This is a genomic window from Streptomyces sp. NPDC002513 (assembly GCF_053595355.1).
This window is the reverse complement of record NZ_JBSFXK010000033.1, coordinates 16,611-39,394: the sequence shown is the minus strand read 5'-3', so window position 1 is coordinate 39,394 and position 22,784 is coordinate 16,611. Positions and strand designations below refer to the sequence as shown.

Here is a 22,784-nt window from a genome sequence, read left to right as displayed (position 1 = left end):
TTCGTGGAATGACGATCCGCGCAGGTCAGCCATGGAATCCGTCCCAAAATGCCGCAGCTTCCCAGGCTGATGTCATCATTCGGTCTGCCGCTTCGTCCGGGCTGCGGCGCTGGCGCGCGCCGCAGCAGCGAGTGCACGAACCCGGCCGAGGTGGCGCCGGTCAGTGGGGTGAGGATCTCCACCAACCGCGCACACGCTGACCAGCGGGATCTCATGCTGCTGGTACCGGTCGGATACACCCAGGTCTGTCGCCGCGCTCAGCGGTGCCCGACCGCCGTACGGAGGCTGCGAGACGCTCTCGCAGGAGCGGCACGCGTCGAAGCGGGTCCGCTGAACCTTGGGGACGCCTGCGGGCAGTACGCAGACGACGGTGTCGATGTCACTCCCCAACTCCGCGGGTTCTTGGAGACATACGGCGTACTCACCGTGATCTGGCCCTGGGGGCAGCGCCAAGAGGAGCTCACGACAGACACCGAGAGCGCCCTGGACGTTCCCCTGCGGAACGTGCGCATCTACGCCAAACGCATCGGCGAACCCGTCGTCCCGATCGGTGCGGCGTTCTCCAGCCGCGCATACCTGCTCCCGGCCGAGGACGACGACATCCTGATTGCCGGAGACGCAGGAATCCAGCGCGTCGCCAACGGTTTTGAGAACGCGATCCAGGCAATCGTCCGAGGTGGCTGGGACAAGACGTACTTGTGAACCGCACAGCTCCGACTCACGGCCCACGGAGGCTGAACGATCTCCAGGAAACGGTTCGGCCTGCCGCTCCGCAACAACCTGGCGTTCGAGACGCTGGCCAAGCAGCCGGCCTGACGCCGGCGAACGCACCGTGGTCCCGGTTCCCCAGCGCGCGGGACGGCGACCACGGCGTTCATGCTCTCGCCTGACCGCACGGGCGGCCGGCTCGGTCCCGGACTCCTGAGGTCAGGCCGTGGCCTCGACCAGCCGCTTCATGCCGGGCTGGTCGGTCACGCAGCCCACCAGGCCGAGCGTCCGGGCCAGCGTCAGGTCTCGCTCGTCGTTGACGGTCCAGGCCATCACGTCGATGCCGGCGGCGCCGCACTTCTCCACAATGGCCCGGTTCAGCTGGCGCAGCTCCACACTGACCAGGGTGGAACCGACCTTCTGAGCGCGGCCGACGAAGGTGTCGCGGTGCGCGCTGGGCCCTGCCACCAGCACGGTGCGGGCCTGCGGCAGCAGGTCGTGGATCTCGATCAGCGCCACGTCGTGGAACGACAGCACTGAGACCCGGTCCAGCAGGTCTCGGTCGGTGAGCACCTTGGCCAGTGACCGGGCGGCGGCCACGTCCTTGATCTCCGCCTGGATCGGCAGCGTCGGCCCGACGGCGTCCAGCACCTCCCCGAACGTGGGGATGCGCTCGCCGAGGCCGGCGTCGAGCTTCTTGAGCTTCCGCAGCTTCTGGTCGGCTATCGGACCGGAGCCGTCCGTCGTGCGGTCCAGGGTCTCGTCGTGCATGACGACCAACTCGCCGTCCTTGCTCAGGTGCAGGTCCAGTTCGATGCCGTCCAGCCCCTCGCGCTCGGCCCGCAGGAAGGAGCGCAGGGTGTTCTCCGGCTCGGCGGCCATGACGCCGCGGTGGCCGATGGTGAAGAAAGACACTCGGTTGCCGTCCTTGGGTGTGGTGGTGCGGGGCAGCCGCACGAGTGCCGTACCCCCGCCGGGCGGCGGGCGGGTGCCCGTCGGAGCGCCCAAGCCTAATGGGCCCGTCCGGACGCGCGCTCCGGCGCGGTCCAGGGATCAGGTGGCCGGATCAGGGTGGGACAGGCTGTATGCGTGGATCCTCCGCGGACGGCGGTCGGCAGACCACCACCGCACCCCTGGAGTCACCGCATGGAAGTACGGTCTACGGATCCTCCTGGTACTTCACTTAATTCACGCGACACCTGGGCGTGCCGTGCGTACGCTCCGCTCCCGGGAGGTGCGCCGGTGGGAATGTCCCTGCTCTATGAGGTACTCGAGCCGTTACCAGACGCCATGAGCGCGCTGCGACGCGCCCGTGAACTGCTGGGTGTGTTCGCGGAGTGGGTCGATGATCCGTTCTCTCCCGAGGTCGGCCCTGTCGTCACAGCGGAGCAGTTCCATCATGCGCGCCAGCACTTCACGCGGGGCGCCTTCACGCGCCGTGACGACAGCCCCATTCCGCCGGACGGACTGGTCGAGTTCTGGCGCGTGGTCACTCGTACCGACGCGTTGCACGGTGGCGACCCCTACCGCGTGGAAGTCGAGCTGCGCCCCGAGTTCGCCGAAGTGTGGCCCTTGATCGAGGAATGGGGACTGCAACTGGAACTGCACGGGTGGACCAGCCCACCATTCATGGTGCGCGAGCACGACGAGAGCAGCACGGAGGCGGAGTTGGACCTCATGGTCCAAGCGGTGGGTCCGCTGGGATTCGACGTGTCCCGGGAGGGAGCTCTGCGGGGCCTGTCTTCGTCGAAGCTCTGCGGAGTCCAGCTCTGCCTCAACAGCGTGTGGACATCCCAGTGCACCGAACCCGCCCCTGGCACCCACGCGGTCTACCTCTCCATCGGCACCCGTAACCGCGACGTCCAGGAGGAATGGCTCAAGAAGACCGGGCTGAGCCTCGGTCCCGCACTCCTCGGCTGGTAGGGGGCCGGCCGCTGCATACTGCCCCGCCGGTCGACCGCAGCCCGCGCAGGGGCACGCGTCGGGGACGACTCGGTGAAGGACAGTACGAACGGCTCCGGGAACAGGGGAACTGTGAGCAGGAGACGCTACGTTGCCAGGGGCGCGCCGGGTGGTTACCGGATCTGGGACAACCGAGCACGTCGCTGGTGGGGCGACCGCTACGAGCTGTGCCCAGACGATCTCGTGGCCGAGCTCAATGGCCAGGCGGACCACGCACGGATCACTGCGCTGATGAAGCGCTACAGGGCGCAGACGCGGTAGTGGCGCCCGACATGGATGCCGAATGCGGGCACCACAGCCGCACCAGATCGGGCGGGGAACAGCGGGCAATCACGGGAAAAGCGACACCTATTGCCAAGGCCCCTGTCGGACATTCGCGCACCCATGACGGCCGGGCCTTCAAGTGCGTAGACGATTCCTTGCCTTCGGCTTTTCTGTCGTTGCCGGGGCGCTTTTCTGGGCCGGGTACCGGCCGGCCGCCCGCCATGGCACGGGCCACGTGCGCGTACCCGTGCTCGGCGTAGTGCGCCTCGGCCTCCACGGCCGTCCCGTCGAACTGTGGTCCACCTGGCGCCGCCGCCACCAACACTGCGCCCGCCTCTGCCACCGCCGCTGGCACGCATACGCCGTAACACTCCCCGTACCGGCTCGCCGTCGCACGCGACATCCTCAACGAGGGCGAGAGCGGCGGCCCCTGGCAGCGTGAGCGACCCCGGGGGGCAACATTCCGGAAGTGCCGCGGAAACATGCAGCGGGCAAAATTCCATGCGAAATAGAATTTCCGCAATGTGGAAATGTCTGGTCCGTGTTTACGGAAGGTGCCGACACATGCTCCGCTCCTCGCACGCCCCGCCCGCCCAGGCAACCGCGACCGCAGCCGCTGGCGGTCAGCTGGTCTCGCTCGTTCGTTCCCCGTTCCTGCACGTCTTGCTGGCCACGGCACTGGGCGCCGTGGCCGGAGAGCTGTGGCCCGGTGCCGCCGGCAGTTTCCAGCAGATCGCCCAAGGCTTCCTCAATCTGATCAAGATGGTCATCGCCCCACTGGTGTTCTGCGTGGTGGTGGTCGGCATCACGAAGGCCGGTGATCTCAAGTCAGTCGGCCGGATCGGCGTGAAGGCGCTGCTCTGGTTCGAGGTGGTGTCCACAGCCGCGCTGCTGTTCGGCCTGGTGGTGGGCAATCTCGTGCGGCCGGGCGCCGGTTTCGCCGGCGGGCACCCCGTGCTGGACGCGGGCGCCGTCGATGCCAAGACGGCCGGGAACCACCTGCCGGGGGTCGGCGGCTTCCTACTCGACCTGATACCGGCCAGCGCGGTCGACGCCTTCGCCGAGAACAAGGTGCTGCAGGTGCTGCTGCTCGCGGTGCTGTGCGGTGCTGCACTGGTGCACGTGGGCAGGGAGCGCGCGCCCCTGGTGCTGGGGCTGGTGGAGCAGGTCGGCGAGGTGATCACCAAGATCGTCGGCTATGTCATGAAGCTGGCCCCGGTGGCCGCTTTCGCCTCGGCCGGTTACCTCATCGGGCAGTACGGCCCACACGCGTTGTCTTCGTACGCCAAGCTGATAGCCGCCTGCTACGGCGCGGCACTGGTGTTCGTCCTGCTGCTGGCCGTACTGCTCAAGGTCTTCACGGGGCTGAGCCTGTGGCGCTTCGTCGTATACGCCCGCTCCGAGTTCACTCTCGCCACCGCCACCGCATCCAGCGAATCGGTGATGCCCCAGCTCATGCGGAAGGTGCGCCGCGCGGGATGCCCGGACGCGACGACCGGGCTGGTCGTGCCCACCGGCTACTCGTTCAACCTCGACGGTGCGTCCATCTACCTGTCGATCGCGCTGTTGTTCATCGCTCAGGCCGTCGGAGTGCACCTGAGCATCGGCCAGCAGATCACGGCGCTGCTCGTGCTGATCCTCTCCTCCAAGGGCATGGCCGGTATCCCGGGCTCCGCCTTTCTCGCGCTGTCGGCCACCGTGTCCGCGCTGCACGTGGTGCCCGTGGGCGCGATCGCGCTGCTGCTCGCCGCAGACCGGCTGATGGACACGATGCGTGTGGTCACCAACCTGATCGGCAACTGCGTCGCCACGTTCGTGGTCGCCCGCTGGGAGGGCGTCCTCGACAAGGACGCGGCCCGCGCGGCCCTGGCCGGCTCCCGGTCGCTCCCCGAGCCCGCCGCAGAGCATCCCGTCGCCGAACCCGACCTCGCCGTCGGTCTCCGCGCCGCCGACTGAGGACGCGATGATTGCCCGGCCAGGCCGCTCTCGTCCTCAGTGAGCATGTCGCGTGCGGCGGTCTGAGCCTGACCGAGGCCGGCCGCTGCGAGCTGCTGCGCCGACGATGGTGCTGCTGTCCGCGCAGGGCCTGCCCGTGGCAGTGTCACCGAGGTGACGTTCACCAGCGACGACCGGTCCGTAACGTGATCCACAACTTCAACGCCGACGGCCTCGGACACTTACACCGCTCACACGTCTGCCACGAGACCCACGAACCGCGACCACTCCTCACGCCCGGAAGTAAGGTGAGGACGCGTCACGTCCTTGGAGTCCCGTACGCACACGGCCTGTTCGGTGACGGCGACCTCCACACAGCTGTCACCCTGACTGCCGCTGTAGCTGGACTTGAACCACGCCAGTTCCGGCCTCGTGCTCATAGCTCTCCTCGGAGTCGCTCCAGCAGACCCCGCGAGTCCTTGGCGTTCAGGGCCTGCGAGCGCAGTGTGTCATAGCGCTGGCAGAGCAGACTCACCTCTTTCACGTCGGAGATCAGACGGCCGTTCTGCTGCCCCTCGGAGTACGCGAGCCGTTTCCCTTTCGGGGTTTCCAGTAACTGCACCGGCCCATCCAGGCAGGCATGCAACCCGGCTTCCAACGGCACGACTTGAAGCGTCACGTTCCGCGGTGCGCTCAGCTCCAGCACATGGTCCAACATCTTCCGCATCTGGTCCGGATCCCCGAACCGGCGCCGGAAGACGTGCTCTTCGACGATGAAGCTGAACGGCGTCGTCGGCCGCTCGAACAGCATCCGCTGCCGCTCCATCCGCCGGGCCATGAAGTCCTCCAGCAGGCTGTCCGGCGCCACCGGAACGGTCCCCTCGAACACCGCCCGCGCATACCCCTCCGACTGCAACAACCCCGGCACCAGCCGGCACTCGTACGTGCACAGGCTCACCGCCACCCGCTCCAGCCGGGCCCACTGCCGGAACCACGCCGCGAGCCCCACGTCCCCGCGCCCTCGTGTCACGTACTTCGACGCCTGCCGCAGCGCCCCCGTGTTGCCCAGCGCCTCCTCGGAGCGCTCCACCAGCGCCACGTCGGGCATCCGGCGCCCCAGCTCCACGGACTCCACCGTGTGCTTGGAGAAGCTCACCAGGTTCGCGAACTCGGTTCTGCTGTACCCCGCGTGCTCGCGCAGTGCCTGCATGACCGCCCCGAACGTCCGCAGGCTGTCCGAGGGGTCGGGCTCCCGGTCCGCCTCGCCGCCCGGCACGTCTTCGTCGTCCACCACACCGCCGCCGGTCATCCGCGGCCACCTCCGGTTCCGTACCCGCCGTCCCCCACCCGACGACACCCAGCGTGACGCATGAGCCGTCGTACCGTCCACGGAATGTGCCCGTACGCTGACGTAGCGTACGGACCGCGCCTCTGGAACGCGCCCACGCGGACCCGTCACCGTGGCCTCATGAGCGCGACCACGCCCCAACTCACCTCCCTCGTACGCACGTTCGCCCAGCTTCTGTCGTCCACCCGCCGCGGAGCCCGGCTCGCCCGTCTCCTCGCCGTCGAGCAGCTCCGCGCGTGGCCGGTGTCACCCGGCGTCACCGAGCGCGCCGAGCAGATCGTGGCCGAACTCGCCGCCAACGCCGCCCTGCACGGTCGCGTCAACAGCCGCGACTTCCGGCTCACCCTCACCCTCGACACCACGGCCGGCCTGCTCCGTATCGCCGTCACGGACGCCCGGGGCGAGCACCTCCCGTCGCCACCTGCGGACTGCGGAACGCCCCCGGACGCCGAGTCCGGCCGCGGCCTCCTCCTGGTCACCGCCCTCGCCGACCGCTGGGGCGTCGAGCCGTACCCGCCCGGCGGCAAGACGGTCTGGGCCGAGTGTGCCTGCGAGACCCCAGGCCCGGACACGCACAGCGGGGGAACCTGACCGCGACGGCTGGGCACGGTTCGCCCGGTACGCGGCAGGCGGCTGAGCACAGCCGTCCGGCACAGCCGATGAGCCCGGACCAGGCCCCCAGGTGAGCAGCTGCCGGACCCGAACCGGTCGACGGGACACTGAGCCGCGCGGAAGAGTCCGCGAGCCCGCGACAGGCGGCCCGGACCCCTCCTCCTGCGTTGAACCGGATCGCGCGCGCCGAGGAGGAGCTGAAGCAGGCCGAAGGCCTGGTCGGCGAGATCCTGGCCCTCGATGATCGTCTCGACCGGTTCGTGCCGGACGGTCACAGAGCCAACCGGCAGCGGGCGGCTCGACTGAAGCGGACCCTCACACAGGTCGTCGATGCCGAGCGCGAGGGTCAGGAGCTGGCGGAAGAGCTTCGTGAACGCCTCGGGCTCGGTTTCGTCCCCGTCCCGGACCTCGCCGAACTCGTGGAGTCGGCGATCGGTTTGGACACGGCCGCGCTCACGCTTCCCCAGGGCGTATCCGGATTCACCGCGCTCGACCCCGAGCGCGACGTAACGATCTCGGTCGTCAACACGTCACACGTGTCCGAGCGGCAGCGCTTCTCACTGGCGCACGAGCTGGGCCACGTACTGCTGTCGGACGGTGTGGCCGCGCACCGGCTGGACGGCCGACGGACACCGGCCGAGAAGCGGTGCGACGCCTTCGCTCGGCATCTGCTGGCCCCGGCAGAGGGTGTCCGCCGTTGGATGGAGTGCCTTTCGCGCGAACTCGCGTGGACCTACGGCTGGGGGCCTCAGTACATCGTGGAGGGCGAGGCCGCAGCGCGCGTGCGGCCACCGCGTCGGATCATGGAGCGGGCTGTCGAGGCCTACCGGGCTGGACGCATCGGGGTGCGGGCCATCGCGTCGCTGAGCGGCGCCGAGCCGCGCACGACCGAGCGGGAACTGGACGAAGCCGGTATCCGGCCACCCCAGGTCGTGCTGTCGGGGCGCGTCGACGTACGAGGCCTCATCGCCCGTCGCGGCAGGCCGGCGCACCGGGCCACGGAGCCGCCCGAGGACGGACAGGAGCAGCGGTCGGAGTGAGCTTTCATGGCGTGCACCTGTCCGAGCAGGGGCATGAGGTCACCCTGCTGATGGACGACACGGACGGACGGCGGCTCGCCGACGAGTGGTCCTTGCAACCGAGCAGACGCGGTCCCTGGCGTCCAGGTCGTTCGTACAGTGGCGCGCTCCACCTGGACGCCACGGACCACGCCCGCTCCACGGTGTGTGGGTCGACGGCAGAAGGGATGGGAGCGGGGGAAGGTGGTGGGTTGAGGGAGTGGTCAAGGCGAGTGGTGAGTGGCCGCGAACCTCAACGGGTCCGCCCTGGCTGCTGCGAGGCCTGCAGCAGCCCCAATCCGACCAGCAGCAGCACGAATCCTGCGCCACGAAAGAGGTCTTGTACGCGCGGACTGGGAATTACCCAGACCACCAGCTGCAAAGCAAGGTCCGTCGACAACAGAAGCGCCCCGTACCCCCACAACCGGGGCCGGAACGTCCTCTTGCCTATCCACCGAGGTAGCCATCCCGTTCTGATGGCGGCAACTCCACCCACAGCCACGAGCACTGACACAACAGCGCCGACCCCGAACAAACACCACCAAACCATCCGCCCCACCCCTGCGCGCTACACACGGTCGTACCGAAGCAGGAATCATGACACTGCCGCTCTTCCCGGCGTCAGGGCCACAGCCCCACGCTTCCGGGTACCCCCTATCTCTCCCCTGCCCGGAGGATCACTGGACAACCGTGCCCGCTGCGTGCCCGGTCCGGCGGGATCTCGGAGACCGCGAAGTCGACGGTGTTGTTCTTGAACTGCTCACCACGGGGCGGCCGGTGCCGGCCGTCCCGTACGCCGGGCGAAGCGGTGCGCGTCCCGCCGGGACGCGAGCACACGCCGATGCTCCTGATGGCGCGTCAACTGACCGGGGCCGCGCCCGCCGATGACGCGGGCGGCGACGAACAGCAGCAGGACCAGCGCCATGAGCAGGGCGGCCGTACCGAAGCCGCGGGAGATCATGGTCGGCTCGGGCGACTTGACGAACTCGAAGGTCGCGAGCGGCAGGGAGACCATCGGCCCGTGCAGCGGGTCGAGGTTGAGCTCGGAGGTGAAGCCCGCGGTCAGCAGCACGGGCGAGGTCTCGCCGATGCCCCGCGCGGTGCCGAGGATGACGGACGTGGTCAGGCCCGAGCGGCAGGTGGGCAGGACGATGTGCCAGACCGTGCGCCAGCGGGAGGTGCCCATGGCGTACGCGGCCTCGCGCAGGGTGCCGGGCACCAGGCGGATGACGACGTCGGCGGCGCGGATGATGATCGGCAGCATCATCACCGAGAGGGCGAGTGAGGCGGCGAGGCCGGACTGGTCCAGGCCGAGTCCGAGGATCGCGGTCGCGTAGACGAACAGGCCCGCGACGATCGACGGCAGCGCTGTCATCGCCTCGACGATGGTGCGCACGAAGCGGGCGAAGGGGCCGGGCACCAGGTAGGGCGGCTGTACTCAGGCAGTGGGATCCGCAAGTGCAGCACATTTCCTGGATGTGTTGCAGTTCGGCCGACAGCCCACCCTCCCCGGACACGGCCGCCGGCCGCGCGATACCCGGGGCGTCCTCTCACGTCTGCGAACCGCCGCGCCAACCGCTCGTGATCACCACCGCTCCCGCCGCCGACGTCCTCACCACCAGCACCGGGCTGACCGCCGTCGGGCCATCCCGACCGCCCCGCCCTGGCCACCCTCCGCGTCCTGCGCACGCCGACGGGCGTCGAAGAGGACATCAGCATCAGGGAGCCGGCCGCCAGGACTCGCGCCACACGCGCACGTCACAGCAGGCCCTATCGCTGCCGGGCGGGTGCCACGGGTGGCGGTCCGCATCGGCGTCAGGTGCGCGTGAGGTCGGCCAGGAGCGCGGGCAACAGGCGCTCCTCCATGACGGCTTGCCCCGACTCCGCCATGACCCGCGCCAGTTCGGGGTCCCAGGGGCTTGCCGCGGGCGGGCCGCCCAGAGGCGTGGCCTGGCCCTGACCGAGGGCTTCCCGGTAGTCGGCGGTGGTCATGCGCCAGGGGTGGGCCCCGTGGCGTTCCACGGCGGCGGCGGTGATGCGCAGGCCTGTCCAGTCGAAGTCGGCCCGCCAGTGCAGCCGGGCTCCGGCGCGTGCCGCGTCGGCGAGCAGCTTCTGACAGGCAGCGGACGGTACGCCCTCGGTGCACACCAGGGCCGCGCTCCCCGCTTCGAGTTCGGCGGCGGCCGCGCGCAGGACGGCCGGGTTCTCGCACACGAAGAGGTCACCGGCGGCGGGGACGACGGGATCGGATGCGAGCTGGTGGAGGGTGAGCCGGAACGGGATGCCGAAGTCGGCGGCATCGTGCAGCCAGTCGCAGACCACCGTGTCGCCCTCGGGACGGACGCCCAGGACGAGGACCTGGCTGGCGAGGTCGTCGGCGATGGCGCCCGCGCTCTCCCACAGGGCACGTCGTCCGGCCCTCTCGCGCGGGACGTCGTCGCCCGTGCGCTGGGCGAGGGCGCGCAGGACAAGCTGTTCGAGCGGGGTTCCGGGAACGAGGGCTTTGGTGTCGCCGGTGGCCCACTCGGCGAGGACCGGAAGCGGCAGGATGCGGGAGGCGTCCTCGGGGAGTTTTTCCAGGACGCGCACCGCCGCGTCGATCAAGGGTGCGTCCCCGCGGCGCAGAAGGCGGGTCAGGGTGCCGTCGGCGGCGAGGCGGTCCAGCCAGGACGCGAACCAGCTCTCGGTGGCGAGGCGGCTGGAGTAGGCGGAGGCAAGGACCTGTTCGCGGTGGGTGTCCTCGTCGGCGCGTTCGGCGGGCCGGTCGCGCAGGGGGCCGTTCAGGCGGCCGAGGGTCTGGAGCAGGCCGGTGCCGTAGCGGTCGTACAGGTAGGCGTCGAGGGCTGTCAGAGGGACGGCGAGGCGTTTGGCGGTCTCGGGACGGTAGCGGCCGGTGACGCCGATGACGGTGCGGCGTTCGGTCTCGCTGGGGGCGAAGAGGCCGATCTCGCCGTCGAGCGCGCCTGAGGTGCGTTCCAGCTTGCGGCGGGCGGCGGCCAGCAGCCGGGTCCAGCCCTCCCCGCGCAGTTCCTCGTAGTCGTCCTGCTCAGTCGGCAACGGTGGCCTCCTTCGGCCCGGGTACGCGGCGGGTGCCGGGTGAGCCGAGGGCCACGGTGAGCCGGCCGATGTCGTCGGCGAGCAGCTTCTCGCCGTCCCACAGGAGCAGCAGCGCGGAGACGGTGTGGTCGATCGCCGAGTGCGCGAGGTCGTAGTGGGCGGCGGCCGGGACGGAGGCGTGTGCGGCCCACAGGTCGTATCCGGTCATGAAGAGGTCGAGGTCGAACTGGGCGGCCAGCGACATCAGTTCGCCGCGGCCGGTGTCGTCGACGCCGGCGAACGCCTCGTCCAGGGCGAGCAGCCGCGGGGCGTGCGGGTGTGCGGAGTTGAGCATGGCGTGCGCGGCGGCGAACAGCGGCAGGTGCAGCGAGACGGACTGCTCGCCGCCGGAGAGGCGGCTGTGCCGGGCGCGGGTGAGCCGCTCCTCGCTCTTGTCGGGGCGTACGAGCTGGAAGGCGAACTGCCGCCAGCGGCGGTAGTCGAGCACCTGGGCCAGCAGTTCGCGGTAGGGCAGGTCGCGGTACCGGGCGCGGGCGTTCTTGATCTGTGCGGCGAAGTGGGCACGGATCCGGGCGAGCCCTTCGGGGCCGAGCCGGGCGGCGTCCGCGTCGAGGAGTGCGCTGACGGCGCGCTGCTCGTCGTCGAGGTCGTCGGCGAGCAGCCAGCTCACGCCGACCGTCGTGCCGGAGGACATCCTGCGTTCCCGCATGTCGGCGTTCATGCGCCGGATGAGGTCGCGGGCGTCGACCGTGCGGTCGTGGATCTGCTGGGCGAGCCGGGTGAGCAGGGCGTCCTCGAGGATGCGCTGCTCGGAGTCGCTGAGCAGCGCGGCCTGGTCACGGCGGTGCCCGGCGATCTTCTCGGCGAAGGAGGCGACGGGCAACGGGCCTTCCTCGTCGGCGACGCGTACGACGATGACGCCGTCCGAGCCGTCCCATTCGGGCCGGTAGTCCTGTCCGGCGGCGGCGAGCTGGGCCTGCAGGTCGTCCAGGGCCTTCGTCAGGCGGGTGACGGACTGCTTGACGCTGGTCTCCGTGGGCGTCAGGTCGCGGGTGGCGGCCAGGATCGCCTCATGAACGGCGACCGCGGCGGCGGGCAGCTCCGGGCCCGCCCAGTCCGCTTCCTGGGCAGGCCAGTTGAGGCCGGGCGGGCAGCGCAGGATGTCGAGGAGTTCACGGGTGGCGTACGGGGCGAGGCCCCGGGCGGTGTCCTTCTCCTCCGCGGCGGCGACGGAGCGGGCCTCGGCCGCCGCAGTGCTGCGGGCCTCGGCGGAGGCGGTGGCGGCGATGGCGGAATGCAGGGCGGCGGTAGCCGTCTCGGCCTCCCGGACCGCGCCGTCGAGGGCGTCTTCGGCCTCCCGCACCTGGCGCATCACCTCCTGCGCCTCCGCGCCGACGGCCTCCTGCAGGGCGTCGAGCCCCGCGGCCTCCTCGGCGTGGCGGCGGCGCGCGGTGCGCTCGGCGTCCAGGGCGGCTTCCTCGTCCTCGGCGGCCGCACTCAGCCGGTCGGCGGCGGCTTCGGCTGCCTCCGTCTGCCGGGCGTGTTCGCGGCGGCGGGCGGCGAGTTCGCGTACCGCCGCCTCGAAGGCGCGGGTGGCCGTCTCGACGGCGTCGACGCGGTCGGGGGCGATGCCGTGCTCGGCGGCGGTGCGGCGCAGGGCACGCTCGGCGACCGAACAGGCGGCCACGGCTTCGTCGTACGAGGCCTGGGCGGCGTCGGCGCCCTCGCGGGTGGCACGCAGCCGCGCCGCGGCCTTGTCGAGTTCGCGCAGCGCGGCGGTGATGCCGGCGGTGCGGGGCAGAGCGGCGCGGGCGGCGGCGTACGCCTCCAGTCGCGTCTCGGTACGGGCCTGCGAGCGCGCCGACTCCTCCATGTCCGCGGCGAGTTCGGCGAGCAGCGCCTCGCAGGCCGCGATACGGGCGGCGCGGCGGCGCTCGCGAGCGGTGGCGCCGACGTACTCGGCGTGCTCCTTGGTGTGCGCGCCGACGAGAACGCCTGCGGCATACCGGCCGTCCGGGGTGATCCGCGCAGCGCCAGAGCCGGGGTCGGAGGTGACCGCGATGGAACGCAGGACGGCGGTGACCCGCTCGGCGGGGATCGGCGTGCCGTCCTCCGGGCGCAGCAGGCCGGCGAGGCTGGGCCCGTCGACGGGGGTGCGGGCGTGCAGGTAGCCGTCACTGTGTCCGGCCGGCACCGGGGTGTCCTCGGCGGTGACGAGGGCGTCGAGGAGGCCGGAGGCCTCCAGGGCGGCTTCCAGGCCAGCCCGCTGTTTCCCCGTCAGTTCCTCGGTGAAGTCGACGAGTTGCCACAGCGGTACGCCGGCCTCCTGGGCCCGGTCGGCGGTGCGGCCTCGGGCGGCAGGAGGGGCGTCGTCTCGCTCGGCGGCGATGTGATCACGCTCGGCCTCGGTCTCGGTGCGGCGGCGTTCCAGGTCGGTGCGCCGGGCGCGCAGGGCGGCGAGGGTGTCGCGCAGCTCCTGCACGGCGGGGGCGACGGCGTCGCTGAAGGTGTCGGCGAGGGTGGCCGCCTCCCCGTCGCCGGTGACGTCTTCGCCGGTGCGCTCGAGGGCTTCGGCGAGGCGGTCGGCGGCGCCCTCGGGGAGGAGCGGTTCGTGGGCCCGCGTCCACTGGGTGAGCGCCTCCCGCGCCTGTACGCGGGAGGCCTCGACGGCCTGCTCCGCCTTGGCTTCGGCGGTTTCGGCTCCGGTGACGGCCTGCTCGGCACGGTCGAGGGCGCTGCGGGCGAGGTCGCGGGACTGCTCGGCGCTGCGCGCGTCCTGCTGGGCGGCACGTAGTGCCCGCACGCCGTCGTGGCGGGCGGTGGCGAGCGCGGCGGACCGCTCGGCGAGCCGGGCGGGCTCGGCGTCGGCCGGCGTCCAGACGATGCTCGCGGTGTGGGCGTGGTCGGCGACGGCGGCGGCGTCACGGGAGGCCGCGGCCTCGATCTCGGCAGCGAGCCGGGCCGCACGTTCGGCTTCGGCGCGGGCGCGGCCGGTGGCGGCGGTACGGCGTTCGCGTTCGGCGGTGGCCTGCTGGGCGGTGTGCTCGCAGGTACGCACCAGGCGTTCCAGGTCGGCGAGTTGCTCGACGGCCTGGTAAGCGGCCGAGGAGCGCAACTGGTCGAGGCGGGCGCGCAGGGCGCCGAGCGCGGCGTCGGCGGTCCCGGCGCGGGTCTCGACGGCGGCCCGCTGCTCGCGGGCCGCCGTCAGCTCCGCCGCGGCGATGTCCAGGGCGGCGGTGCGTGCGGCGCTCTCGGTGCGGCGAGCGGTGAGCTTGTCGGCGGCCACGCGGGCGTGGACCCGCAGGTAGGTGGAGTAGCCGGCGAGGAAGGCCCGGGTGGCGTCGTCGGCGGCGGCCAGTCCCTCCAGGGTGCGCTGCACGGACTCCATGTCGTCGAAGGAACGGGCCGCTTCGGCGATGAGGTCGTCGTCCAGCGGGCGCAGGCCCTCGGTGAGGGTGTCGGAGAGCTTGGCCGGGTCGAGGTTCTTGGCGAGCTGCGGGCGGCGCAGCGTGAGGATGAGGGTGAGCAGTTGCTCGTACCGCTCCCGGCCGAGGCCGAACAGCCGCTGGTCGACGGCGGCACGGTAGTCGGTCGGGGAGGCGATCAGCTCGTGGCCGAGCTCGGCGGCGAGCTGCTTCTTCGTCATCGGCCGGTCGTCGTCGGTGAGGAGGGAGAAGTCCTGGCCGACGCGGCCGTCGGTGACGAAGTGCCAGCGGGCGGGGGTGTCGCGGTGGCGCTGGGCGTGCAGGCCGATGCCGCAGGTGATGGCCTGGCCGCTGTCGCGGTGGGTGAACTCGATCCAGACGTAGCCGAGTGCGCTGTCCTGGCCGCGGAAGAGCAGGTTGGACTTCATCGTGCGGTCCTCGGCCGCGAACGGGTTGAGCCGCTTGGGATCGATACGGCCGTCGAGGACGAACGGGAAGAGCACTTCGAGGGCCTTGGTCTTGCCGGAGCCGTTGGGCCCGCGCAGCACCAGCCAGCCGCCGGCGAAGGAGAACTCCTCGTCCCGGTAGTCCCAGAGGTTGACGATCCCGGCGCGAGTGGGGACGTAACGGGTGGCCGGGGACGGAGTGGGGGTGCCGGCCGGGGCGGGAGGCGGGGTGCTGGCCGGGGCGGGAGCCGGGGTGCTCACGGCGTCGGGTCCTTCACGGTGTCGTCGGTGAACGGGGCGGTCTGGGCGGCGGGCCGCGGGGCGGGGATCCGGGTCTTCACCCGAACGCTGACCCCGCGGTAGCGGGCGAGGAGCGGAAGCACGAGGACACCGCCGTCGAGGCGGGCGACCAGCGACAGGGCGGCCAGCAGCTCCAGGACCTGGGCGAGCAGCCGGTCAAGGTCCTCGCGCAGGTCGGCGGCGAAGCCCTTGCCGTACTCTCCGATGATCTCCTTGAGCCTGCCGCGCAGCCAGGAGTCGGTGACGAAGGGGTAGCGGACCTCCTCCGGCTCGTCCTCCTTCCGCGTCGCCTCACGCGCCTCGTACGCCGGCTCCTCCTGCGCTGCGGAGAGTGCGGCGAGCGGTCCGCGCGCCGGGAGGGCCGCGTCGATGCGACGGGCCCGGGCGGCGAGGCGTTCGGCGGCCGTCGGGGCCGGCAGCAGGTCGGGGGCGTGCCGCCCGGTGCGCCGGGCGGCCTCGCTGATACGGGCGCCGAGGAGCAGTGCGGCCTGGGCGACCGTGCCGCCACCGGGAAAACGGACGTCGGACAGCCTGCCGGAGGTGTCGACGAGCGCGACGCCCTCGGCACGGCGCTCCACGGCAAGGCCGGTCAGACGCTCCAGATCCTCGGCGAGGGAAGGGGCACGCAACTGACCGAGCAGCTCGGGCTCGGCGTCGGCGTAGTACGCGACCGGGTTCTCCAGGACGAGACGGCGAGCACGGCGGGCCTGATCGCGGCGCTGCGCGTGGCGGCCCGTGGCCAGGCCCAGCCCGCTGCCGGAATCGAGGAGCCCGGTCACCGAGGTGAGGTGCTGCAGGACTCGGGTGGGCCGGTGAACGGCGGTGAGAATCTCGCGGTCGATGTCGTACAGGGCCTCCGCACGCTCGGGGTCGCCGGCCCAGGCGGTGGCGGAGCCGTCGGTGAGGGCGAGGGCGCCGCGCTCGGTGAGCCAGCTGACGGCGTCGACGAAGGCGTCCCGGTCGGCCTTGCGGGTGGTGTCCAGGCCGAGGCCGTCGATGCGCGCGGCGTCGGCGGCGACCGCGTCGGCGAGTTCACCGAGGGCGACCTGCGCGCCGTGGCGGCCGAGGGCGGCGAGGGTGAGGACGAGGTAGGCGTAGCGGCGCCGGTCGAAGGGGCGGCCGGCGCGGGTGACGGCGGGCCGCGTCGCGTCCAGGTGGTCCTGCACGCGCAGCAGCCGGGCGGTGTCGGCCGTGGTGACGAGCCGGTAGCCGAGGACCTCCATGAGGTCGGTGCGCAGTTGCTCGGCCCAGCGGCGCACGGTCGGCAGGGCAGCCCGGTCCGGGTACGAGGAGGTGATCAGCGGATGCCGCAGGACCAGCCGTACGGCCTTCTGGTAGTCGGCGAGTTCGAGAGGTGAAACACGCTCGGCGACACGCTGCCCCACCCGTCGCCCGACGCCGCCCGGGGCGGAGGTGCTTCGCGCCACGCTCATGCCGTGACCTCCAGTCGCAGCCCGTTCAGGTGCAGATTGCCGCGGACGGTGTGCACGGTGGTGGAGCCCTCGACGGGGGTCAGGGTGAGGCGTACGCCGTGGGCGGAGCCGGAGGCGGCGCCGACGCTGCGGCTGGCCGGGACACGCGCGGCGAGCGCCACGTCCATCAGCGCCAGCAGGACCCGCGTCTCGGCCTCGTCCAGCATCCTGCCGTGCGCGCCGTCCGCGGCGAGCGAGGCGGCGGCCCTGCGGCGCTCGGCCTGCTGCCGCACCTGCTCGGCGCGCAGCCGTTCCCGCTGGGCTTCGTTGCGTTCGATACGGCCGGGGCCGTGCAGGCCGGGGCTGCGGCCGGACTGAACCAGGGTGCGCGCCAGTTCGACCGGTTCGGCCTCCCACCAGGACGTACGTCCCGGGATCAGCTCGGGGTCGGCGTACGGGACAGCGATGTGGCGGGGCGCGCCGAGCCCGAAAGCGGCCTGGAAGAGAGCATGCGCGTCCTCGTCGCTCTCGCACGAGGTGAACCACTGGGCGAGGTGGCGCAGTTGGCTCTCCCGGCTCACCCCGCCGCGGCGGGCCTCGGTGACCCGGCGCAGCAGGGCGAGGATGGAGCGGATGGCGGTGACGGTGGCGTCCTGCAGCCGCTCGGCCTCGCTGTGCTCGCGCTCCGCGAACCAGTGGACGATGCCCTGCCACCGCTGCCGCCAGTCCTCGAGGCGTTCGGCGGGGCTGCGGAAGAGCCGCTCGTCGGCCTCGGCCGCATGCTCGATCATCCGGTCGACGCCGGTGGCGGCGGTCTTCTCGACGGCCTCGGCGAGCAGAGGGGCGTAGCGGCCGAGTTCGGCGGTGAACTCCCGCATGTGCGTGAGCAGGGCGTCCTTGTGGGCGAGGAACACCTCGGGCCGGGTGTCGTTGGTCCGTGCCAGGTCGCCGAGCATCAGGTAGAACCGGGCGGCGCGCTGCGCCATCTCGCCCAGTACGGAGTCCAGGCGGCCGAGCTTGCGGTACACCTCCTCGGCGTCGCCGACGGCGTTCGCGTCGGCCAGCGCGTGAAGGTCGGCGAGGATGTCGGGGAAGACGAGCCGGGAGAGCTGGGCGTCCTCCAGCCGCGCGCCGAGAACGTCCTCCACGGCCCGGTACGCCCGGTAACCGGCCTGCGTGAACTGGTAGACGTAGTGCCGGTTGCGGTACTCGGCGAGGTTCGCGGCGCGCGTCCCGTCGTACGACCGGTCGAGGACCTGCCAGTCGGCGAGCGCGTCGAGCAGCGGCTGCACGTCCCCGACGGCCGCCACGCCGGGGTGGTCGGCGGCGAGCCGCTTCAGGAGCCCCGCCGCGTCCGAGGCGTGCAGCAGCACCTGGTAGTTGGCCCGCCCCCGGTCGAAAGCACGCAACAGCCACAGATATTCGTGGCGTTTCTCGGCGGCGGCGAAATGGAACAGCCGCAGCCGGTCGTCCAGAGTGAACGCGTCGATACCGAAAGCGTCCTCGTCGGCGGATTCCGGGGCCGTGGACTCGTCGGTCACAGGTGCGATCACTCTCTCGCTCGGTCGGGGACAGCATGAGCGAGACCCAGTCTGCCGCACGGGCCACCGTCACCGTGAACGCACCCTTCGCACCGCGCTCGCTGTGCTACCGTGCGCCGCGCCGAACCGCCCACCGCTCCCGTGCGGGATCTCCGCCATCGCGGGCGGCGTGGCACCGCCATCACCACGACCGCCGCGGCCGGACGCCCTGCGAGCAGGAGCCCGGCCGCCCGCTACACGGCCGCCGGGCTCCGTGGGACCTACTTCCCCAGGAAGGCGAGGAGTGCCGTGTTGACCTCCTCCGCGTGGGTCCACAACAGGCCGTGCGGAGCGCCCTCGATCTCCACGTAGTCGGCGGACGGGAGTGCCTTGTGGAACGGCTGCGCGGTCCCCTCGGCGGGCAGGATGCGGTCGCCCGTGCCGTGCAGGATCAGGGCCGGTACGTCGATGGCCGGGATGTCGGCACGGAAGTCGGTGTACCAGGTCGACGGCGCGGCGGCGGCGGCGAAGAAGCCGCCGCCCGCGGCGACGTTCCAGCTGTTGCGGACGGCCTCCTCGCTGATCCTGGTGCCGAGGTTCTCGTCGAGGTTGTAGAAGTCCTTGAAGAAGGCCGTGTAGTACGCGTACCGGTCCGCCTTCACGGCCGCGACGACACCGTCGAAGAACTCCTTCGGGGCGACCCCGTCCGGGTTGTCGTCGCTCTTGAGCAGGCAGGGTTCCAGCGAGGCGAGGAAGGCGACCTTGGCGACCCGGGCGGAGCCGTAGGCGGACACGTACCGGGCGACCTCACCGGTACCCATCGAGAAGCCGACCAGGACGGCGTCGTGCAGGTCGAGGGTCTCCATCACGGTGTTCAGGTCGGCCGCGAAGGTGTCGTAGTCGTAGCCGGTCGTCGGCTGGCCGGACTGTCCGAAGCCGCGGCGGTCGTAGGTGATCACGCGGTAGCCGGCCTCGAGCAGTACGGCACTCTGCCGCTCCCAGGAGTGGCCGTCGAGCGGGAAGCCGTGGATGAGGACGACCGGTTGCCCGGTGCCGTGATCCTCGTAGTAGAGATCGATCGAGGTGGAGTTCTCCTGGCCCACGGTGATGAACGGCATGCGCTGCTTCCTCGCCTCTGGAATGACTGGTGCGCGCCACGCCCCGCTTCCGTACGGAAAGGCAGCACCGTCATACGGGAAGGCCGGAATGTCGGCGCCCGGTCTGCAGGTATACGCGGCGCGGCGTGGAACGCCGCTCACGCTAAGGCGGACGCCGTGCCCCCTTTTGTCGCACAGCGCACCACCCCTTTCCCGAAGACGCAGGGATCGAGGACGACGTCCGCCTCGGACTCAGAACTGTCCGGTGTCCAGGTCTCAGCCGAGGGGTTCGGGAAGGGGCACGACGGCGGACAGCTCGTACGGCACTCTGCCCCGGTGGACGGGGAGGTCACCTCGGCGACCAGCGGTACCGGCGAGGGGTCGTGGTACTCCTCCTGATCAGCGAAGCCGCCCTTCGATGCGAGGACCAGGTCGGGCTCGACCTTGCCGGAATGTGAGGCCCCGGGCACGAAGAGCCCGGGGCCGGTGTGGCGCCCCCTGAACACGTCGAAGGCCTCCTCCGCCGACAGGGCGGGTACGGACGTCTGCCTGAGCAGGCGCAGGTCGGGAACCTCTGCCCCGGGCTGCCCCGGGCTGCCCCGGGCCGGACTCATCCGCCGGGTACTTCGCATCATGGGCGCGGAGGTCGAAGGTGCCACCCGGACTCGACAAGGAAGTCCACTACGTCTGACTATCCGTCACTTACACTGATTCCGTCACACACCGTGAGGGGTCATGTGAGCAGCGTGAAAGAGACTCACCGAAGGCCGCCACTGCGCCACCTTGTGCTCGGCGGAGCACTCATCGCCGCACTCGTCGTGCAGTCGATCGCGCTCATCTCCGAGCAGATGCAGATCGACGATCTGCAGGCACATCAGATCGAGGTCGGCCCCTCCGGTCCCCCCGGCCCCACCGGGCCCGCCGGCCCCCCCGGCCTGCAAGGCAGGGACGGGAAAGACGGGAAGGAAGGGAAGGACGGGAAGGAAGGACAGCAAGGCCAGGACGGGCAGGACGGCAGGGAGGGCAGGGACGGCAGGGACGGCACGGAGGGGAAGGAAGGCAAGGACGGGCAGAACGGGCAGGACGCTACCGCCAGACCAGCGCCGACTCAGCCCCACGGCCATCGCCGGCACACCGATGACAGGGCCCTCCCGGACGACTCCCCCGCCGCCCAGGAATCTCCCTATCTCCCCTCACCCGCATCGACGCCTGCCCCCGCCTCGAGCGACGACGCCCGCCTCCAGGATCCCGACGCCCCGCCGCCCGAAGAGATGCCGTCGGTCGATGCGGGAGGCCCGAGTGAATGACCGCCGGCGTGCCGAGCGATCCTCATACTCGGCGTCAACTGCCCTTCGGCGTAAGGGACGTCGCCTGCCGTCCGATTCCTCGCACGAGTCGGGGCGTCGAGAGGCCGGCCGGGCCGGGCCCGGAAGGCCGGCGGATGGTGCGCACCGAGTGACCCGGTCCGTTCCGGAAGGACCCGCCTCACCCCGCCCGTGAGCCGGCCCGCTTCCGCCCCGCAGTCTTCTTCGCGGTCGCCTTCTCCGCGGTCGTCTTCTTCGCCGTCGCCGTCTTGGCCGCTGTCTTCTTGGCCGCTGTCTTCTTGCCGCTCGGCTCCGACCTCGCCATGGTCGACGTCGCCGACGACGACGTCGCCGACGCCTTCTCCGACGACTTCCTGCCCACCGTCTTCTTGCCGGCGGACGCCGACTTCACCGCGGACGTCGGCTTCGCCGTAGCCCCCGTCGTCTTCTTCGTCGTCTTCTTCGTCGTCTTCTTCGGCGCGGACCTCGGCACCGTCGCCCTCTTCGCCGTCGACGTCGACTTCGTGCCGCCGGCCTCCTTCGGTGCCGCACGCGCCGGCTTCCGGGACGGCAGAGGTGTCACCTCCGCCTCCCGGCCCGGCTCCGCGCCCCGGGACTTCCGGGCGGCGCGCACGCTCTTCTCCAGGGCAGCCATCAGGTCCAGGACCGTGCCGCCCTCGGGTCCGGGGGCCGGTGGCAGCTCCTTGCCCTCCGCCTTCGCCGCGACCAGCTCCTCCACCGCCTTGCGGTACTCGTCGTGCAGCTCGTCCAGGTCCACCTCCCCCAGGGCGTCCATCAACGTGTCCGCCAGGTCCAGCTCCTTGTCACGGATGGGGACGTCGGCGTCCGGTGCCACCCCCTGCGCCGCCCGGATCTCGTCCGGCCACAGCAGCGCGTGCAGGGCGAGCACGTCGTCGACCACGCGCAGCATGCCCAGCCGCTCCCGGCCACGCAGCGCGTACTTCGCGACGGCCACCTTCCCGCTGCGCCGGAGCGCCTCCCGCAGCAGGGCGTAGGGCTTGGCGGCCGGGGCGCCGTTCACCGACAGGTAGTACGCCGCGTCCATCTGGAGCGGGTCGATCCGGTCGGCCGGTACGAAGGCCACGATCTCGATGGTCCTGGCGGTCGGGAGGGGCAGCTGCGCCAGGTCCTCGTCCGTGATCGGCACGACCGAGCCGTCCGCGTCCTCGTATCCCTTGCCGATCTCCGGCGGCGGGACCTCGCGGTCCTCCAGCTCGCAGAACTTCCGGTAGCGGATGCGGCCACCGTCCTCCAGATGGATCTGGCGGAAGGAGAGCGCGTGGTTCTCGGTGGCGTTCATCAGCTTGACGGGGATGCTGACCAGGCCGAACGAGATGGCGCCGTTCCAAATGGATCGCACGTTCCGCACCTTTTCAATCGATAACGGGCGATTTCATGGGATTCTCATCGTATGACGCCGATCACCGAGGTGGAGGGGCGGCGGCTCGCGCTCAGCAATCTGGAGAAGGTCCTCCATCCCGCGACCGGCTTCACCAAGGGCGAGCTGCTGCACTACTACGCGACCACCGCGGACGTGCTGCTGCCCCACCTCCACGACCGCCCGTTGTCCTTTCTGCGGTACCCGGACGGCCCGGACGGCCCGGTCTTCTTCGCCAAGAACGTGCCGCCGGGTACGCCCGACTGGGTCACCACGGCCGAGGTGCCGCGCGCGGAGGGCCCCGCCCGCATGGTGCTGATCCAGGACCTGGCGAGCCTGATGTGGGCGGCCAACCTCGTCACCGAGTTCCACACCCCGCAGTGGCGCGTCGAGACCCCCGACGTGGCGGACCGCCTGGTGTTCGACCTGGACCCCGGCGTACCGGCCACCGTCGTCGAGTGCTGCGGGGTCGCCCTGTGGCTGCGGGAGCGGCTCGCCGCGGACGGGATCGAGGCGTACGCGAAGACGTCCGGCTCGAAGGGGCTGCACCTGCTGGCCTCGGTGGAGCCGACGCCGTCGCAGCGGACGACCGAGTACGCCAGACAACTCGCCGTGGAGGCGGAGCAGGCGATGCCCCGCCTGGTGCTGCACCGCATGACGCGGAGCCTGCGGCCCGGGAAGGTCTTCGTGGACTGGAGCCAGAACGCGGCCCGCAAGACGACAGCGGCGCCCTACACGCTGCGGGCCCGGGCGGAGCCGACCGTGTCCGCGCCGGTCACATGGGAGGAGGTGGCCGCCTGCGCGTCCCCGGGCGCTCTCGTCCTACGCGCCCCGGACATCGCCCCCCGCCTCCAGGCGTACGGCGATCTGCTGGCCCCGCTGCTCGATCCCGCCCGCGCCGGACCGCTGCCCTCCTGAGCCATCTCCCGACCCTCTC

Annotated in this window: 19 protein-coding genes and 1 pseudogene; 9 read left to right on the top strand and 11 right to left on the bottom strand. The window is 71.4% G+C overall.

The window, feature by feature from the left end; translation table 11 throughout:
* Positions 1-48 precede the first annotated feature (48 nt).
* Complete coding sequence (locus ACWD5Q_RS21520; RefSeq protein WP_451428637.1) at positions 49-702, top strand: SUKH-3 domain-containing protein; 654 nt, start codon at positions 49-51, stop codon at positions 700-702.
* A 225-nt stretch (positions 703-927) separates the two neighbouring features.
* Here ACWD5Q_RS21520 and ACWD5Q_RS21515 read toward each other — a convergent pair whose 3' ends face one another.
* A complete protein-coding gene (locus ACWD5Q_RS21515) occupies positions 928-1,623 on the bottom strand; it encodes a glycerophosphodiester phosphodiesterase (RefSeq protein ID WP_451428636.1) in 696 nt (231 codons plus the stop codon).
* 333 nt (positions 1,624-1,956) lie between these two features.
* Here ACWD5Q_RS21515 and ACWD5Q_RS21510 point away from each other — a divergent pair, with 333 nt between their 5' ends.
* The 3 genes from ACWD5Q_RS21510 to ACWD5Q_RS21500 all read left to right on the top strand — a co-directional run bounded on the left by ACWD5Q_RS21510 (position 1,957) and on the right by ACWD5Q_RS21500 (position 4,890).
* Positions 1,957-2,631, top strand: coding sequence for a hypothetical protein (locus tag ACWD5Q_RS21510; RefSeq protein WP_451428635.1), 675 nt, complete (start codon positions 1,957-1,959; stop codon positions 2,629-2,631).
* A 111-nt stretch (positions 2,632-2,742) separates the two neighbouring features.
* Complete coding sequence (locus ACWD5Q_RS21505; RefSeq protein ID WP_451428634.1) at positions 2,743-2,931, top strand: hypothetical protein; 189 nt, start codon at positions 2,743-2,745, stop codon at positions 2,929-2,931.
* Between the two features lie 567 nt (positions 2,932-3,498).
* On the top strand, positions 3,499-4,890 hold the full coding sequence (locus tag ACWD5Q_RS21500) for a cation:dicarboxylate symporter family transporter (protein WP_451428633.1): 1,392 nt from the start codon (positions 3,499-3,501) through the stop codon (positions 4,888-4,890).
* A gap of 230 nt (positions 4,891-5,120) precedes the next feature.
* Here ACWD5Q_RS21500 and ACWD5Q_RS21495 read toward each other — a convergent pair whose 3' ends face one another.
* On the bottom strand, positions 5,121-5,309 hold the full coding sequence (locus ACWD5Q_RS21495) for a DUF397 domain-containing protein (protein ID WP_451428632.1): 189 nt from the start codon (positions 5,307-5,309) through the stop codon (positions 5,121-5,123).
* Positions 5,306-6,178, bottom strand: coding sequence for a helix-turn-helix domain-containing protein (locus tag ACWD5Q_RS21490; protein ID WP_451428631.1), 873 nt, complete (start codon positions 6,176-6,178; stop codon positions 5,306-5,308). The genes ACWD5Q_RS21495 and ACWD5Q_RS21490 overlap by 4 nt, the downstream gene beginning before the upstream one ends.
* 159 nt (positions 6,179-6,337) lie before the next feature.
* On the opposite strand from ACWD5Q_RS21490, the gene ACWD5Q_RS21485 reads away from it, so the two are divergent.
* Both ACWD5Q_RS21485 and ACWD5Q_RS21480 read left to right on the top strand, forming a co-directional pair.
* Positions 6,338-6,808: an ATP-binding protein gene (locus ACWD5Q_RS21485; RefSeq protein ID WP_451428630.1), complete on the top strand. Its 471-nt coding sequence runs from the start codon at positions 6,338-6,340 to the stop codon at positions 6,806-6,808.
* Between the two features lie 188 nt (positions 6,809-6,996).
* Complete coding sequence (locus tag ACWD5Q_RS21480) at positions 6,997-7,869, top strand: ImmA/IrrE family metallo-endopeptidase (RefSeq protein WP_451428629.1); 873 nt, start codon at positions 6,997-6,999, stop codon at positions 7,867-7,869.
* 778 nt (positions 7,870-8,647) lie between these two features.
* On the opposite strand, the gene ACWD5Q_RS21475 is transcribed toward ACWD5Q_RS21480, so the two are convergent.
* Positions 8,648-9,307 carry a PstA family ABC transporter permease gene (locus ACWD5Q_RS21475; RefSeq protein WP_451428628.1) on the bottom strand — a complete coding sequence of 220 codons (660 nt, stop codon included), beginning with the start codon at positions 9,305-9,307 and terminating at the stop codon, positions 8,648-8,650.
* Positions 9,308-9,550: 243 nt separating this feature from the next.
* Between ACWD5Q_RS21475 and ACWD5Q_RS21470 the strand changes: the two are divergent.
* Positions 9,551-9,703: pseudogene (locus ACWD5Q_RS21470) on the top strand (hypothetical protein); the annotation flags it as partial.
* Here the strand turns inward: ACWD5Q_RS21470 and ACWD5Q_RS21465 are convergent.
* From ACWD5Q_RS21465 to ACWD5Q_RS21440, 6 genes are all read right to left on the bottom strand, one after another.
* A complete protein-coding gene (locus ACWD5Q_RS21465) occupies positions 9,703-10,944 on the bottom strand; it encodes a TIGR02679 family protein (protein ID WP_451428627.1) in 1,242 nt (413 codons plus the stop codon). The pseudogene ACWD5Q_RS21470 and the gene ACWD5Q_RS21465 overlap by 1 nt on opposite strands.
* The gene (locus tag ACWD5Q_RS21460; protein ID WP_451428626.1) at positions 10,934-15,076 is read right to left on the bottom strand and encodes a TIGR02680 family protein; all 4,143 of its coding nucleotides are present in this window, start codon (positions 15,074-15,076) and stop codon (positions 10,934-10,936) included. Before ACWD5Q_RS21460 ends, ACWD5Q_RS21465 begins: the two co-directional genes overlap by 11 nt.
* Complete coding sequence (locus tag ACWD5Q_RS21455; RefSeq protein ID WP_451428625.1) at positions 15,073-16,548, bottom strand: TIGR02678 family protein; 1,476 nt, start codon at positions 16,546-16,548, stop codon at positions 15,073-15,075. Before ACWD5Q_RS21455 ends, ACWD5Q_RS21460 begins: the two co-directional genes overlap by 4 nt.
* On the bottom strand, positions 16,545-18,068 hold the full coding sequence (locus ACWD5Q_RS21450) for a TIGR02677 family protein (RefSeq protein WP_451428624.1): 1,524 nt from the start codon (positions 18,066-18,068) through the stop codon (positions 16,545-16,547). The genes ACWD5Q_RS21455 and ACWD5Q_RS21450 overlap by 4 nt, the downstream gene beginning before the upstream one ends.
* Positions 18,069-18,328: 260 nt before the next feature.
* Positions 18,329-19,165 carry an alpha/beta fold hydrolase gene (locus tag ACWD5Q_RS21445; protein ID WP_451428623.1) on the bottom strand — a complete coding sequence of 279 codons (837 nt, stop codon included), beginning with the start codon at positions 19,163-19,165 and terminating at the stop codon, positions 18,329-18,331.
* A 137-nt stretch (positions 19,166-19,302) separates the two neighbouring features.
* Positions 19,303-19,758, bottom strand: a complete 456-nt coding sequence (locus tag ACWD5Q_RS21440) for a hypothetical protein (protein ID WP_451428622.1) — start codon at positions 19,756-19,758, stop codon at positions 19,303-19,305.
* 204 nt (positions 19,759-19,962) lie between these two features.
* Between ACWD5Q_RS21440 and ACWD5Q_RS21435 the strand changes: the two genes are divergently transcribed.
* Positions 19,963-20,451: a hypothetical protein gene (locus tag ACWD5Q_RS21435; protein ID WP_451428621.1), complete on the top strand. Its 489-nt coding sequence runs from the start codon at positions 19,963-19,965 to the stop codon at positions 20,449-20,451.
* Positions 20,452-20,629: 178 nt separating this feature from the next.
* Here ACWD5Q_RS21435 and ku read toward each other — a convergent pair whose 3' ends face one another.
* Entirely contained in the window at positions 20,630-21,829 is a 1,200-nt protein-coding gene (gene ku, locus ACWD5Q_RS21430; RefSeq protein ID WP_451428620.1) for a non-homologous end joining protein Ku, read from the bottom strand.
* A 51-nt stretch (positions 21,830-21,880) separates the two neighbouring features.
* Here ku and ligD point away from each other — a divergent pair, with 51 nt between their 5' ends.
* Complete coding sequence (gene ligD, locus ACWD5Q_RS21425) at positions 21,881-22,765, top strand: non-homologous end-joining DNA ligase (protein WP_451428619.1); 885 nt, start codon at positions 21,881-21,883, stop codon at positions 22,763-22,765.
* Positions 22,766-22,784: the final 19 nt, after the last annotated feature.